Annotated in this window: 13 protein-coding genes; 2 read left to right on the plus strand and 11 right to left on the minus strand. The window is 68.6% G+C overall.

What is annotated here, in order from left to right; all coding sequences use genetic code 11:
• Window positions 1–20: 20 nt before the first annotated feature.
• The 5 genes from BST17_RS21040 to rpsB all read right to left on the minus strand — a co-directional run bounded on the left by BST17_RS21040 (window position 21) and on the right by rpsB (window position 6,217).
• Window positions 21–1,184, minus strand: a complete 1,164-nt coding sequence (locus tag BST17_RS21040; RefSeq protein ID WP_234807761.1) for an ABC transporter permease — start codon at window positions 1,182–1,184, stop codon at window positions 21–23.
• A gap of 118 nt (window positions 1,185–1,302) precedes the next feature.
• A complete protein-coding gene (locus tag BST17_RS21045) occupies window positions 1,303–2,697 on the minus strand; it encodes an amidase (RefSeq protein ID WP_083060846.1) in 1,395 nt (464 codons plus the stop codon).
• A 37-nt stretch (window positions 2,698–2,734) separates the two neighbouring features.
• A complete protein-coding gene (locus BST17_RS21050; RefSeq protein ID WP_234807762.1) occupies window positions 2,735–4,093 on the minus strand; it encodes a sugar transferase in 1,359 nt (452 codons plus the stop codon).
• A gap of 462 nt (window positions 4,094–4,555) precedes the next feature.
• On the minus strand, window positions 4,556–5,371 hold the full coding sequence (tsf, locus tag BST17_RS21055) for a translation elongation factor Ts (RefSeq protein WP_083060848.1): 816 nt from the start codon (window positions 5,369–5,371) through the stop codon (window positions 4,556–4,558).
• A 21-nt stretch (window positions 5,372–5,392) separates the two neighbouring features.
• Window positions 5,393–6,217, minus strand: coding sequence for a 30S ribosomal protein S2 (gene rpsB, locus BST17_RS21060; RefSeq protein WP_083060849.1), 825 nt, complete (start codon window positions 6,215–6,217; stop codon window positions 5,393–5,395).
• Between the two features lie 311 nt (window positions 6,218–6,528).
• On the opposite strand from rpsB, the gene BST17_RS21065 reads away from it, so the two are divergent.
• Window positions 6,529–7,023 (plus strand): M23 family metallopeptidase, encoded by a 495-nt coding sequence (locus BST17_RS21065; protein WP_083060850.1) that lies wholly within the window; start codon window positions 6,529–6,531, stop codon window positions 7,021–7,023.
• A 52-nt stretch (window positions 7,024–7,075) separates the two neighbouring features.
• Here BST17_RS21065 and BST17_RS21070 read toward each other — a convergent pair whose 3' ends face one another.
• The 3 genes from BST17_RS21070 to BST17_RS21080 are packed head-to-tail and all read right to left on the minus strand — an operon-like array spanning window position 7,076 to window position 10,028.
• Window positions 7,076–7,963 carry a tyrosine recombinase XerC gene (locus tag BST17_RS21070; RefSeq protein ID WP_234807763.1) on the minus strand — a complete coding sequence of 296 codons (888 nt, stop codon included), beginning with the start codon at window positions 7,961–7,963 and terminating at the stop codon, window positions 7,076–7,078.
• A 47-nt stretch (window positions 7,964–8,010) separates the two neighbouring features.
• Entirely contained in the window at window positions 8,011–9,171 is a 1,161-nt protein-coding gene (locus tag BST17_RS21075) for a lactate 2-monooxygenase (protein ID WP_083060852.1), read from the minus strand.
• Between the two features lie 5 nt (window positions 9,172–9,176).
• Window positions 9,177–10,028 (minus strand): siderophore-interacting protein, encoded by an 852-nt coding sequence (locus BST17_RS21080; protein WP_083060853.1) that lies wholly within the window; start codon window positions 10,026–10,028, stop codon window positions 9,177–9,179.
• A gap of 112 nt (window positions 10,029–10,140) precedes the next feature.
• On the opposite strand from BST17_RS21080, the gene BST17_RS21085 reads away from it, so the two are divergent.
• Entirely contained in the window at window positions 10,141–11,076 is a 936-nt protein-coding gene (locus tag BST17_RS21085) for an alpha/beta hydrolase (RefSeq protein WP_083060854.1), read from the plus strand.
• A gap of 29 nt (window positions 11,077–11,105) precedes the next feature.
• Here the strand turns inward: BST17_RS21085 and dprA are convergent, their stop codons facing one another.
• The 3 genes from dprA to BST17_RS21100 are packed head-to-tail and all read right to left on the minus strand — an operon-like array spanning window position 11,106 to window position 14,106.
• On the minus strand, window positions 11,106–12,230 hold the full coding sequence (gene dprA, locus BST17_RS21090) for a DNA-processing protein DprA (protein WP_083060855.1): 1,125 nt from the start codon (window positions 12,228–12,230) through the stop codon (window positions 11,106–11,108).
• The gene (locus BST17_RS21095) at window positions 12,227–13,738 is read right to left on the minus strand and encodes a YifB family Mg chelatase-like AAA ATPase (protein WP_083060856.1); all 1,512 of its coding nucleotides are present in this window, start codon (window positions 13,736–13,738) and stop codon (window positions 12,227–12,229) included. The genes dprA and BST17_RS21095 overlap by 4 nt, the downstream gene beginning before the upstream one ends.
• Complete coding sequence (locus tag BST17_RS21100; protein WP_083060857.1) at window positions 13,738–14,106, minus strand: YraN family protein; 369 nt, start codon at window positions 14,104–14,106, stop codon at window positions 13,738–13,740. Before BST17_RS21100 ends, BST17_RS21095 begins: the two co-directional genes overlap by 1 nt.
• Window position 14,107: the final 1 nt, after the last annotated feature.

Here is a 14,107-nt window from a genome sequence, read left to right on the forward strand (position 1 = left end):
TCTCCTCTTCGCGCAGGCGCTCATCGGCCCCCCAGCAGATCGACCGGGCGCTGTTGCAGCAGGCGGTGCACGGGAACAAGTGCGCCGACGATGGCCATGGCCGGGATGAAGGCGGCGACCATGCCGGCGGCCTGGCCCCAGGCGCTCAGCGTGGCGATCTGCGGGATCACCAGTGCGACAGCAAGTCCGGCGCTCAGGACGCCGACGATATAGGCCGTCAGGAACACGATGCCGGATTCGACGAGGAAGAAGTACAGCACCTCGTCGGCCAGTCCGATGCTGGACATGATGCCGAACTCCCGCTTGCGCTCGGCGACGGCGGCCAGGAACGAGGACACCGCGATGACGAAACCGAGGATCAGTCCGATGGTCGAGATGATGCCGAGCGTGGAGCTGGTGACCTTGCCGGAGAACAGCGCGGAGAATTTCTGTTCGAAGGTCAGCGGGCCCGAGCCGCCCACGGTGTCATAGATGAGGCCGGGGCCCGCCGGGTCTGGCCGGACCGCGGGGTCGGACGAGTACGCCAGGCCGGTGGCGGCGCCGAAGATCTGGGCCAGGTCACGACGTTGTTCCTGACCGATCGGCGCGGTGACGGTCCACCATCCATTCTCACCGATGGTCTGCCGCGCCAGATCTGTTGTCACCGTGATGGATTCACCGTCACCGTCGACATCCACGGCCAACCTCTGCCCCCCGATGTCCAGCGTGGCGCCGTCGGCCATACCCATCCGGGCGGCGAGCTCTGAGCCGATGATGGCCTGCCCGGCACTGACATCTTCGGCGCCGCGCAGCGATACCGTGGTGTCGCCGACGGTGGTGACCCCCGCCAGGGTGCGGATCGCACCCCAGTCCGGCGGTGCGACGAAGGTGGGCGCCGGGCCGTCGGTCACCAGGGCCCGGGCCGCCGGGTCGTAGTGCACACCGGCGGCGGGAACCACCCACAACTGGGACTCGCCGAGGACTTCGGTCACCGAATCCGCGCCGGTGATGGCGAAACTCGCCGAGATGGTGCGCACGACGGTGACGCAGGCGATCGCCAGGGCGATGCCGAGAACAGCGAGCACAAAGCGTTCGGGTCGGCGGCGGATGTTCGCGACCGCGAATCGGACAAGGCACCCGAAGGTGTTCCCCGACGTGCGGGCGATCTCCGGTGACCGAACGATTGTGGGTGCGAGGGGCTCCACGGAAAGAATGGTGGGCGCAACGTGTTTCGTCCACCGAGATACCCGGTATCGGCGGAGTTACACGAACCGCACTGCGATTACGACGATATGTCGCGGTCGCTTCGGATTTCGTCGCCTGTCAGTCCTGGATACGCGCGAACGGACTGGCCTGCTCCAGTTCAAAGGCCAGTTCCAGCAGCGTGCGTTCGTTGCCCGCGGTGGCCGCGAACATCGCACCGATCGGCATGCCGTCGGCAGACCGGTTCAGCGGCAACGAGATTGCCGGATCACCTGTGACATTCTGCAGCGGGGTGAAGGCCACCCAGTCGATCAGTCGGTCGATGATCTGCTGATAGTCCGCGGTGGGATCGAGGTGCCCGATCCGCGGTGTCAGGTCGGCGAGGGTCGGCATGAGCAGCACGTCGTAGCGCTGCCCCAGGCGCGCGGTGATGCGACGGATGCGCGAGAGCCGGGCGATGACCAGCGGCATCCGGTGCAGATTGCGGCCCGCCAGTTGCTCCAGTCCGCGGGTCAGGTTGTCCAACCGGCCCCGGTCGAAGGTCGGGCCGAAGGTCCGTCTGCCACCGCGCACCAGAGCGAACGCCAACAGCGACCAGTACTGCAGGAAGTCGTTCATGAACGACGCCGGGATCGGATTGGCGATCTCGGTCACCCGGTGACCCAGCCCCTCCAACAGGGCGGCGGTCTTCATGGTTGCCTCGCGCACCTGCGGACTGGCCTCGCGGGCAATCGATTCCGTGGTGACGGCGATGCGCAACCGTCGCGTTCCCGGACCGGTGACGTCGCCGATCGGTGGCAGCTTCGGGTTGCGGTAGAGCATTTCCATCTCCCGGTAGAACGCCGCGGTGTCGCGGACCGACCGGGTGAGCACGCCGTTGGCCACGATGCGCAGCGGCATCTGACGCATCTGCCGGTCCAGTGGCAGCCTGCCCCGGGTGGGCTTCAGCCCGATCAGGCCGGTGCAGGCCGCCGGGATGCGGATGGAGCCGCCACCGTCGTTGGCGTGGGCGATCGGAACGACGCCGGCGGCAACGAAGGCACCCGACCCCGAGGACGACGCCCCGGCGGTGTACTCGGGATTCCAGGGATTGCGCACGGCTCCCAGACGCGGGTGTTCGGCCGAGGCGCTGAACCCGAATTCCGAAAGTTGGGTCTTGCCCAGCGCGACCAGTCCGGTAGCCAGGTAACTGCGGGCGAAGTCCCCGTCGGCGGGCGCGGGCCGCGGCACCCAGGCGTCGGTGCCATCCATCGTGGGCAGGCCCGCGACATCGGCGTTGTCCTTGACGAACGTGGGGACACCGGCGAAGAAGCCACCGCGGGGGGTGGCGGCGCGGGCGCGGTCGTAGGCCCGCACGGCCAGGCCGTTCAGGTCCGGGTTGACGGCCTCGGCGCGGGCGATGGCGGCCTCGATGACCTCGGCCCGGGACACGGTGCCGGCCCGGAGCGCGGCGGCCAGACCGACCGCGTCGAGATCGCCGAGTGCGTCGTCGCCGAAGGCGTGGATGCGTGCCATCGCCCGACGGTACCAGTACGTACCAGAGGTCCGTGGATCATTCGGCGCGGCGCAGTACCGCCCGCACGGTCATCGCCAGGATCCGCCAGTCCAGCCACAACGACCAGTTCTCGATATAGAAGTTGTCCCACTCGGCGCGGTCGGCGATCGAGGTCTGCCCGCGCAACCCATGCACCTGTGCCCATCCGGTGATCCCGGCTTTCACCCGGTGCCGTTCTCCGTATCGGCTGATCTGCAGATTGAACAGGTCGACGTACTCGGGCCGTTCGGGGCGCGGTCCGACCAGGCTCATGTGTCCACGCAGGACGTTGAGCAGCTGCGGCAGTTCGTCCAGCGAGGTCGACCGCAGGATCTTGCCGATGGTCGTGCGGCGGTCCACACCCTCCACGCCGCCCGGTGCGGAATCCGCGCCGAGGGTGAACGCGGCGTCGGCGGCACTCGGCGGCCGCATGGATCGGAACTTCAGACAGCCGAACTCCCGGCCGTCGCGCCCGATGCGCGGTTGACTGAAGAAGACCGGGCCTGGGGAACTGAGCTTCACCAGCAGCATCAGCGTCAGGAACAGCGGTGAGATCAGTGCCAGCCCCACGGCGGCGAACACCCGGTCGGAGATGTGTTTGGCCGCGAACTGCCAGCTGCGCGGATCGGTGGCCGGAACGGCGATCAGCGGCAGACCGCCGATGTGGTCGATACGGGCGTGAACGCCCATGGCATCGAAGATCCGCGGCACGATCCACACCTGCACACCGCGGCGGTGCGCGACGCGGATCGCCGCGGTGATGGCGTCATCGCGGGTTCGCGAGAAGGCGACCACCAGGCACTCCGCCCCGGTCTCGGTGATGACATCGTCGAGGGCCGCCATCTTGCCCAGATACGGGATGGACGCCGGCTGGTCCCGGTCGACGCCGAGGGTAGGCATTTCATCGTCGATCAGCCCCACCGGCTGCAAGCCGTACTCGGGGGTGATCTCGAGGCGGTCGAGAACCTTCGCGGCGATCATGCCGTTACCGAGGATCAGCGTCGGAGAGGTCATCCGGTGCAGGCGGAAGAAATGGTTGCGGATCGCGATCCACCCCAACCTGCCCAGCGGGACGAGCACGGCGGCAACCATCCACATCCGCGCCACCGCGTTGCTCCGCGACCCCTGGATGGTCGGGTTCAGGACCAGACCGCTCAGCAGCAGCATCGCCGCCATCGCCGTGACGGCCTGGATGGTCGGCAGCTCCTCCAGGAAGGTGCGCCGCAGCGTCCGACGATAGAGGCCCCGGAACGCCGACAGCGCGACGATGGTCGGGGCGAAGAAGAACAGCATCCACGTCGGCGGCAGGCTGAGGTGGCTGCTCGATGCCCATGTCATGCCGACCGCGACGGCCAACGAGGCCGTCGTGAGATCCACCCCGGCACTGGCGAACGAGATCCAGGACCGATGCCGACGTAGCTGGTTCGCCCCCGCGTCCGCCCGCTCCTTCACATCCCCGCTGACAAACAGGTTTGCCGCGCGAGGCGCCTCAACCGCGCGGGTCACTGTGACCAGAGCAGTTTAGAAATTTCCCCATGTGTGAATATTAACTCGAAAGAGCGCGATTTTTGAATAATCACCGGTTGTGGCGACTTTGGCCACCCTAATGTGTTTGCTGGTCGATTTGCTCTATCACCACATCAGCGCGTCTGGCAAAAGTGGCCCGAATCGCTGAGAAGCCAGGTTTCCAGCCGTCCGCTCCGGGCGGTGCCGTACTGGCAAACAATCCGGCGCACATGATCAATTACCTCAGCGATGCCGGGCCCCGGCCAATCGCGATGGCCGCAACAGCACGAAGCCCCCGAGACCGAGTCTCGGGGGCTTCGTGGCGGACTGAGATCAGGCCTGGCCGACCTCGAACCGGACGAACCGGGTGACGGTCACGCCCGCCTCGTCGAGCAGGGCCTTGACGGTCTTCTTGTTGTCGGACACCGACGGCTGATCCAGCAGCACGACATCCTTATAGAAGCCGGTCACGCGACCCTCCACGATCTTGGGCAGCGCCTGCTCGGGCTTGCCCTCGGCCTTGGCGGTCTCCTCGGCGATCCGACGCTCGTTGGCGACGATGTCCTCCGGCACGTCCTCACGGGTGAGGTACTTGGCCTTCAGCGCGGCGATCTGCAGCGCCACGGTGTGCGCGGCACTCTTGTCATCGCCGGTGTACTCCACCAGCACACCCACGGCCGGCGGCAGATCCGCGGCGCGCTTGTGCAGGTAGGTCTCCACCTGACCGTCGAAGTACGCGGCGCGGCGCAGGACCAGCTTCTCGCCGATCTTGGCCGACAGGTCGGCAACGGCCTGCTCGACCGTCGAATCGCCGACCTTGGCGGCATTGAGCGCCTCGACGTCGCCGGCCTTCGCCTCCAGTGCGGCGGCCACGATCGTGTCGGCCAGACCCTGGAATTCGGCGTTCTTGGCGACGAAGTCGGTCTCCGAGTTGAGTTCGATCAGCACGCCATCCTTGGCGGCCACCAGGCCCTCGGCGGTTGCCCGCTCGGCGCGCTTGCCGACATCCTTGGCGCCCTTGATGCGCAGCAGCTCGACGGCCTTGTCGAAATCGCCGTCCGATTCGGCCAGCGCGTTCTTGCAGTCCATCATTCCGGCGCCGGTCAGCTCCCGCAGGCGCTTGACATCGGCAGCGGTGTAGTTAGCCATAAAGCCTTCTCCTGAAAAGATTTAGGAAGCGTCAGTGGTGGTCTCGGCGGCGGGAGCGCCCTCTGCGGCACCGGTGGTCGCACCGGCCAGCAGCTCCTGCTCCCACTCGGCCAGCGGCTCGGCGGCGGCGTCCTGGCCGGCCTCGGCCTTACCGGCACCCGAGCGGGCCTGCAGACCCTCGGCGACCGCGGAGGCGATCACCTTGGTGAGCAGCGCGGCCGAGCGGATGGCGTCGTCGTTGCCCGGAATCGGGTAGTCGACCACGTCGGGATCGCAGTTGGTGTCCAGGATCGCGATGACCGGGATGTTCAGCTTGCGAGCCTCGGCAACCGCCAGGTGCTCCTTGTTGGTGTCGACGACCCAGACGGCCGAGGGAACCTTGGCCATGTCCCGGATACCGCCGAGCGAGCGCTCCAGCTTGTTCTTCTCACGCGTCAGCATGAGGATTTCCTTCTTGGTGCGACCCTCGAAGCCACCGGTCTGCTCCATGGCCTCCAGCTCCTTCATCCGCTGAAGGCGCTTGTGCACGGTGGAGAAGTTGGTGAGCATGCCGCCCAGCCAACGCTGGTTCACGAAGGGCATGCCGACCCGGGTCGCCTCATCGGCGATGGACTCCTGAGCCTGCTTCTTGGTGCCGACGAACATGATGCTGCCACCGTGGGCGACAGTCTCTTTCACGAACTCGTAGGCCTTGTCGATGTAGGTCAGCGTCTGCTGCAGATCGATGATGTAGATGCCGTTGCGGTCGGTGAAGATGAACCGCTTCATCTTGGGGTTCCAGCGCCGGGTCTGATGCCCGAAATGGGTGCCGCTGTCGAGCAGCTGCTTCATGGTCACGACGGCCATGGTTATGCCTCACTAGTGTTCGGTTGATGCCCGACATCGGTTGATGCCCGGCCCTGGCGCCTGCTGCTGCCGGACCCGTCCGGTTCCCCGGTCGGGACCGCCCGGCATGCTGGTTGCAGCGCTGTCATGGTGAAACGGACAGCTCTGCGGTGCAGACGCGCGAAGTCAGCCCACGGATGTGAGCTGCGGGGAGAAGTTTACACCGTTTCAACCTGTGCTCTGACCACGCGCATTGTGCACAGTCGCCGGTCGGTCCACAGGCTGGCATCCGCATGGTTCCGTGGCCGCCGCCACGGCGGTGAACTGGACCGATGAGATGGTTTGCGGTGACCGCGGTCGCGGCCGTGGCGTGGGCCGCCCCGGTCGGAGCCGAGACGGCGCGGCTGTCCTGGCCGCTGCGGCCCACCCCCGCGGTCACCCGCGCTTTCGACGCGCCCACCCCCAACTGGCGGCGCGGGCACCGCGGGGTGGACCTCGCGGGCACACCCGGCCAGCCGGTGTACGCGGCCGCCGACGGGGTGGTGATGTTCGCCGCCGCGCTGGCCGGGCGCCCGCTGGTGTCGGTGCAGCATCCCGGCGGATTGCGCACCAGCTATGAGCCGGTGCGGGCGGCGGTGCAGGCCGGGCAGCGGGTGTCAGCCGGCACGGCGCTGGGGGTGCTGCTCGACGGGCACGCCGGCTGCCCGGTGTCGGCCTGCCTGCACTGGGGCGCGATGTGGGGCCCGGCCGCGCGGGCGGACTATGTCGACCCGCTCGGTCTGCTCGCCACCACCCCCATCATCCTCAAACCGCTGTCCCCGTCGTGATTTCGGTGAGGAAACATGCGCTCACCACACGTTTCCTCACCGAAATCGCACGTCAGGCCCGCGGGTGGGCCTGATCGTGCACCGCGCGCAACCGGGCGACGGTGACGTGGGTGTAGAGCTGGGTCGTCGCCAGCGTCGAGTGGCCCAGCAGCTCCTGCACCACGCGCAGGTCCGCGCCGCCCTCCAGCAGGTGGGTCGCCGCGCTGTGCCGTAGTCCGTGCGGGCCGATGTCCGGCGCACCCTCGACAGCGGCCATCGTCTGGTGCACCACGGTGCGGGCCTGCCGCTGGTCGAGTCGGCCGCCGCGGGCTCCCAGCAGCAGCGCCGGACCAGAATGGGCGGTGACCACCGCGGGCCGACCATCGCGCAGCCAGGCCGCCAGCGCGTCCTCGGCGGGCTCGCCGTACGGGACGGTGCGCTCCTTGTTGCCCTTGCCCAGCACCCGCAGCAACCGGCGGGTCACGTCGACGTCGTCGATGTCCAGACCGCACAGCTCGCTGACCCGGATACCGGTGGCGTACAACAGCTCGACGATCACCCGGTCCCGCAGTGCCATCGGATCACCCTGCTGGGCACCCGAATTCAATGCGTCCATGGCATCGAGTGCCTGTTCCCGACGCAGCACCGACGGCAGCACCCGGTGCGCCTTGGGTGTCTGCAACCGCACTGCGGGATCGGTGTCGAGCACACCGCGGTGCAGGGCCCAGGCGGTGAAGGTCTTGACGGCCGAGGTGCGCCGGGCCAGCGTGCTGCGTGCCGCGCCGGCGCCGGCCTGCGCGGCCAGCCAGGACCGCAGCCGGGGAAGGGTCAGCGATGCCAGGCCGCCGCCGGTGAACTCGAACAGTCCGCGCAGGTCGCTCAGGTAGGCGCGGCGGGTGTGCGCCGAGCGACCGCGCTGCAGTTCCAGGTACTCGTCGAACTCCCCCAGCAGGGCCTCGATGGACGGGTCGCTCACGCCCCCTACCGTCGCAGATCCCCGCGCAGTGTCTAGCTGACGCGCCGCAGCGTGTCCGGGGTGAGATCGGCCAGGCTGGGATAGCCGTCGATCGCCATGATCAGGTCGGCCTCGGCCAGCAAGGAGCGCAACACGTGCACCACGCCATCGGTGCCGCCGAGCGCCAGCCCGTAGACATAGGGCCTGCCGACCCCGACCGCGCTGGCGCCCATTGCGAGCGCCTTGACGATGTCGGCGCCGCTGCGCACCCCCGAGTCGAACAGCACGGGCAGACCGTCGGCGGCGTGCACCACCTCGGGCAGGCAATCGATGGCCGGCAGCCCGCCGTTGGCCTGGCGTCCGCCGTGATTGGAGCAGTAGATGCCGTCCATGCCGACGTCGCGGGAGCGCCGGACGTCATCAGGGTGCTGGATGCCCTTGACGATGAGCGGCAGGTCGGTCTGTGACCGCAACCAGGTCAGGTCATCCCAGGTGACCGGCTGGCCGAAGGTGCTCACCCATGCCAGGATCGCCGCCTGGGGGTTCTCCTCCGGCGGCTGGGCCAGGCTCGCCCGGAAGACCGGGTCGCTGGTGTAGTTGGACAGGCATTTGCCGCGCAACTGCGGGAAGTTCGACGTGCTCAGATCCCGCGGCCGCCAGCCCGGGACCCACGTGTCGAGCGTGACGATGATCGCCTTGTAACCGGCCCGCTCGGCGCGCGACACCAGGCTGGCCGCCAGTTCGCGGTCCTTCGGGGTGTACAGCTGGAAGAAGCCGGGGGTGTCGCCGAATTGGGCGGCCACGTCCTCCAGCGGATCGGCGGTCAGGGTCGAGACCGTCATCGGCACGCCGGTGCGCGCCGCGGCCCGGGCGACGGCGAGATCGCCGTGGCCGTCCTGGCTGCAGATACCGGTGACGCCGATGGGGGCCATGAACACCGGCGAGGGCAGGGTCAGGCCGAAGAGGTCGACCTTGAGGTCGCGCTCGGTGGCGCCGACGCCCATCCGCGGGATCAGACCCCACTTCTCGAACGCGCTGACGTTCACCCGCTGGGTGCGCTCGTCGCCCGCACCACCGGCGACATAGGACCACACCGACGTCGACAGCGCGGATTGCGCGCGTTCCTCGAGTTCGGCGAATGCCATCGGGAACGACGGCACCACCCCCGCGAGTCCTTGTAGGTAGATCTCCAGCTGGTAGTCGCCGTATGCCATGGGGCTCAGTCTGGCTGGCCCGCCTCGGCCTTGGCCAGTTCGGACTTCCACTGGCGGAACGTCTCCTCGGTGCGACCGCGGCGCCAGTACCCCGAGATGGACGCCCACTTCGCGTCGACGCCGCGCTCCTTGCGCAGGTAGGGACGTAGATTGTGCATGACCGCCTGGGCCTCGCCGTGCACGAACACCTGAACCTGACCGGGCAGCCAGTGCGCTTCTTTCACCGCCGCGATGAGTGGCGCGTTGTCACCCGCCTGGTTCTCGCTGACCAGGTCGGCACGCCCGCCGCGGTAGATCCAGTGCACCTCGACACCCTCGGGGGCGCTGATGGCCACCTCGTCGTCCGGGCCGGCCACCTCGATGAACGCCTTCCCGATCGCGTTGGGCGGCAACGCTTCCAGAGCCGCACTGATGGCCGGCAGCCCCGCCTCGTCACCGGCGAGCAGATGCCAGTCCGCGGCCGGGTCCGGCGCGTACGCGCCGCCGGGACCCATGAGATAGACGGGTTGCCCGGGCTCGGCGGCCGCGGCCCATGGGCCGGCGACACCCTGTTCGCCGTGCACCACGAAGTCGATGGCGATCTGGCGCTTGGCGTCATCGATGCTGCGCACGGTGTAGGTGCGCACGGTCGGACGCTTGGATTCGGGTAGCTCGTCGAAGCTGTCGAGGGTGAGCGGATGGGGCAGCGCGACGACGTCGACATCGGCCGGGACGATCGCGATCTTGACGTAGGAGTCGGTGAATCCACCCGGCTTGAAGGTGTCGAAGCCGACACCGCCGAGAACCAACCGGATCATATGCGGTGTCAACTGATGCTTGCTGATCACCTCGAAAGTGTGAATGGGACGTCCCGCCATAGCGCTACCTCGCAATATCGTCAGCTGATCTCGCCACCACTGTACGAGCATCCGGTGCCGGCGGGTCGGCTACCGAAACCCGGCGGACACAACCGCGAGGTATGACGGAGGTATGAGTGCGCCCGTCCCGCTGTCCATTCCGCGAGGTCCGTTCGACCTTGCGGGCCACGTGTATCTGCCCGACCGTTTCGATGCGGCACAGGCTCATCCGGCCGTGGTGCTTTCGACTCCCGGTAGCAGCGTGAAAGAGCAGATCGGGGCGAACTACGCCTCCCGGTTGGCCGCGCGCGGTTTGGTGGCGCTGGTCTTCGACCCCGGGCATCAGGGGCAGAGCGGTGGCGAGCCGCGCGATCTGGAGGATCCCTACCGCCGCGGGGAGGACATCTCCTATGCCATCGATGCACTCGATACCTTCGCCGGTGTGGATCCCGACCGGATCGGCGTGCTCGGCATCTGCGCCGGCGGCGGGTACGCCGTCCACACCGCGCGCACCGATCATCGGATCCGCGCCGTCGGCACGGTCGTCGCCGGCAACATGGGCGACTCGTGGCGGTCGGCGGCGTTCGCCCCGGACGGTCCGGCCGCCGCACTGGACGCGCTGGCGATCGAACGTACTCGCGAGGTGCGCGACGGCGAATTGTCTCGGCTCCATTGGCTTCCCGACACACTGGAGGACGCGGCGGCGGCCGGCATCTCCGATATCGACAATGTCCAGGCCATCACCTACTACCGGACCGCGCGCGGGCGTAGCGTGCACTCGACCAACCGGCGGTTGTCGCGCAGCGATCCGCTGCTCATCGGTTACGACGCCTTCCACCTGGTCGACCAACTCCTCACCCAGCCGCTGCAGGTCGTCGTCGCCGGGCGCAGGGGCGTCACCGGTTCCTACGAAGCCGGCATGCGGTTGTGGGAGATGGCGCCCAATCCGGTCGATCTGCTGGTGGTGGAGGGCGCCGGCCACTACGAGATGTACGACGTGCCAGAGTACGTCGACCAGGCTGTGGACCGACTCGCGAGCTTCTATCATGAGCACCTGCCGCCCAGATAGCTTGGCAATGCGCTGATGTGGAGTCCTGGTCAGCATCGTGCCAGCCGCCACCGACCGTCGCGGCGTTCCACCCACCCCGCGATCTCCAACAGCGCCAGCGGCCCGAGTACCTGTTCGGCGGGTATCCCGGCATCGACGGCGATCTGCTCCACACTGCGCAGCCCCCGCGCCGGCAGCGCCTCGTAGACCACCAGTTCCTCGCGCGACAGGCCGTCCAACGGCATCTGCGGATGCTCCGGGTCCTCGGCGAATTCGCCCATTCTGCCGACGATCTCGATGATTTCCTCGGCACGGGTCACCAAGGTTGCCTTCTTCTTGAGCAGCGCGTGGCAGCCCGCCGAGGCCGCGGAGGTGACCGGTCCGGGCACGGCGAGCACCACCCGGCCCATCGATTCCGCCCACGCTGCGGTGTTGGCGGCCCCGCTGCGCAACCCGGCCTCCACCACCACGGTCGCCCCGCCCAGCGCGGCGACCAGACGGTTGCGGGTCAGGAACCGGTACCGGGTCGGCCGCTCCCCCGGCGGATACTCGGTGAGCAGCAGACCACTACCGGACACCCGGTGCAGCAGGGACGAGTGTCCGGCCGGGTACGGGACGTCGATACCGCAGGCGAGAACGGCGGCGGTGACACCGTCGACACCCAGCACCGACCGATGCGCAGCGCCGTCGATGCCGTACGCACCGCCGGAGACCACCGCCACATCGCGCTCGGCCAGCCCGGCCGCAAGGTCGGCGGCCACGTGTTCGCCGTACGCGGTGCACGCCCGGGTCCCGACGATCGCCGCCGACCGTCGGGCCACCTCGTCGAGGCGGGCCGGACCGACGGCCCACAGCACCAGCGGCACGCGACCCGATGCCCGGCCGGCGACATCCGCCGAGTCGAACGCACTGAACGCCAGATGGGGCCACTCGGCATCCGCCGCGGTGATCAGTCGGCCGCCGCGTCGATCGAGGATCTCCAGATCCGCTGCGGCGCGGTCGATGTCACGGCGAGCCGATACCGCATCGCGCAGATCGTCGGATTCCGCGCCGGCTTGGATCCGCTGCGCCGCCTCGACCGGGCCGTGTTCGGCGACCAGCGCCGCAAGGTCGGCATTGGGCGGTTCGGCCACCCGCGACAGATATGCCCACGCCCGACGCACCTCATCGGTCATCGCGCACCGCCCTGGCGGAAGCTGAGCGCCGTGGCGACATGGTCGGCGGTCGGCGAGTCGGCCCCCGCCAGATCCGCGATCGACCACGCGATCCGCAGGGTGCGATCGGCGCCACGCAGGTTGATGCTGCCCCGGTCGATCGCCATCCGGAGCACCCGCATGGTCGCATCGCCGGGGCGGAAGGTGGTGCGCAGGGCGGGGCCGGGCACCTCGGCGTTGGTCCGTACCCCCAACCGTTGCCACCTGGCCGCGGCCGCCTCGCGGGCGGCAGCGACCCTGGCGCGAACGACGTCGGTGGGTTCACCGGCCTCGTGCGTGAACGCGCCCGAGCGGATCGGGTGCATCTCGACCTTGAGGTCGACCCGGTCCATCAGCGGACCCGACAACTTGCTCTGGTATCGCCGCTTGGCTCCGGCGTTGCACAGACAATCCGCGGGATTCATGGGTGCGCACGGGCACGGATTCGCCGCCATCACCAGCTGGAAGCGAGCCGGGTAGCGCGCCACCCCGTCCCGGCGGGCCAACCGGATCTCGCCGTCCTCCAAGGGTGTTCGCAACGCCTCCAGCACGCTGGTACCGATCTCGGCGCATTCGTCGAGGAAGAGCACCCCCCGATGCGCCCGGCTGACCGCGCCCGGGCGCGCCATCCCCGAACCCCCGCCGACCATCGCGGCCACCGTGGACGAGTGATGCGGGGCGATGAAGGTCGGCCGGGTGATCAGTGGGGTATCGGCCAGCAGCGTGCCCGCGATCGAATGGATGGCGGTGACCTCGATGGCCTCTTCCTCGGTCAGAGCGGGCAGCAGCCCCGGCAGGCGTTGCGCGAGCATCGTTTTGCCGATCCCCGGCGGTCCGGTCAGCAGCAGGTGGTGCGCGCCTGCCGCGGCGATCTCGACCGCGACGCGCGCTTCGGTCTGCCCGATGACATCGACAAGGTCCAGGCACGGCGGAATCGCGCCGGCTCCCGCGTCGGCGATCCGGGGAGTCAGCCGGCCGGTGCCCTTCAACCAGGCCTGTAGCTGTGTGAGCGTTTGTACGCCCCACACCTCGATACCGTCGACCAGGCTGGCCTCGGCCAGGTTCGCCAACGGCACCACCACCGCGGGCCACCCGTCGCGTTTGGCGGTCAGCACCGCAGGCAGCACCCCGTTGACGGGCCGCACCCGGCCGTCGAGCGCCAACTCCCCCAGCAACACCGAGTTCTCCAGCCGCGGCCACGGATCCTTCAACTGCGCCGCGAGCACCGTCGAAGCCAACGCGAGGTCATACATCGACCCGCCCTTGGGCAGCGTCGCCGGTGACAGCGCCAGCGTCAGCCTGGTATCCGGCCAGCTGTTCCCGCAGTTGGTGATCGCCGCCCGCACCCGATCGCGGGACTCCTGCAGGGCGGTGTCGGGTAACCCAACCAGATGCACACCCGGTAGGCCGCCACTGATGTGCGCCTCGATCTCGACCGTGACCCCGTCCAGCCCGCGGATGGCCACCGCGAACGCCCGACCGAGCGCCATCAGCCGACCGCCTCGAGATGGCTGAGTTCGGGTTCCCGGGTGCGACCGAACCGGACCCCGATGACATCGAGACGCGTCCCCGCGTAGTGCCCTGGATGAGCCGCCAGCCACAACCCCACCAGCCGTCGGAGCCGACGTAGCTTGTCCGGGGTGACGGCGTAGGCGACACCACCGAACCGGTCCGTCGTACGCGCCTTCACCTCGACGAACACCACGATCCGCCCGATCGGGTCGAAGGCGATCACATCCAGTTCACCGAACCGGCACCGCCAATTACGTTCCAGCACGGTCAAACCGCGCGAGGTCAGGTGATCGACCGCGAGCTGTTCACCCAAGGCACCGATCTCGGCGCGAGTCCAGATTTCCATG

Origin of the sequence: Mycolicibacterium bacteremicum (assembly GCF_002086115.1) — a bacterium.
Taxonomy (GTDB): Bacteria; Actinomycetota; Actinomycetes; order Mycobacteriales; family Mycobacteriaceae; genus Mycobacterium; species Mycobacterium bacteremicum.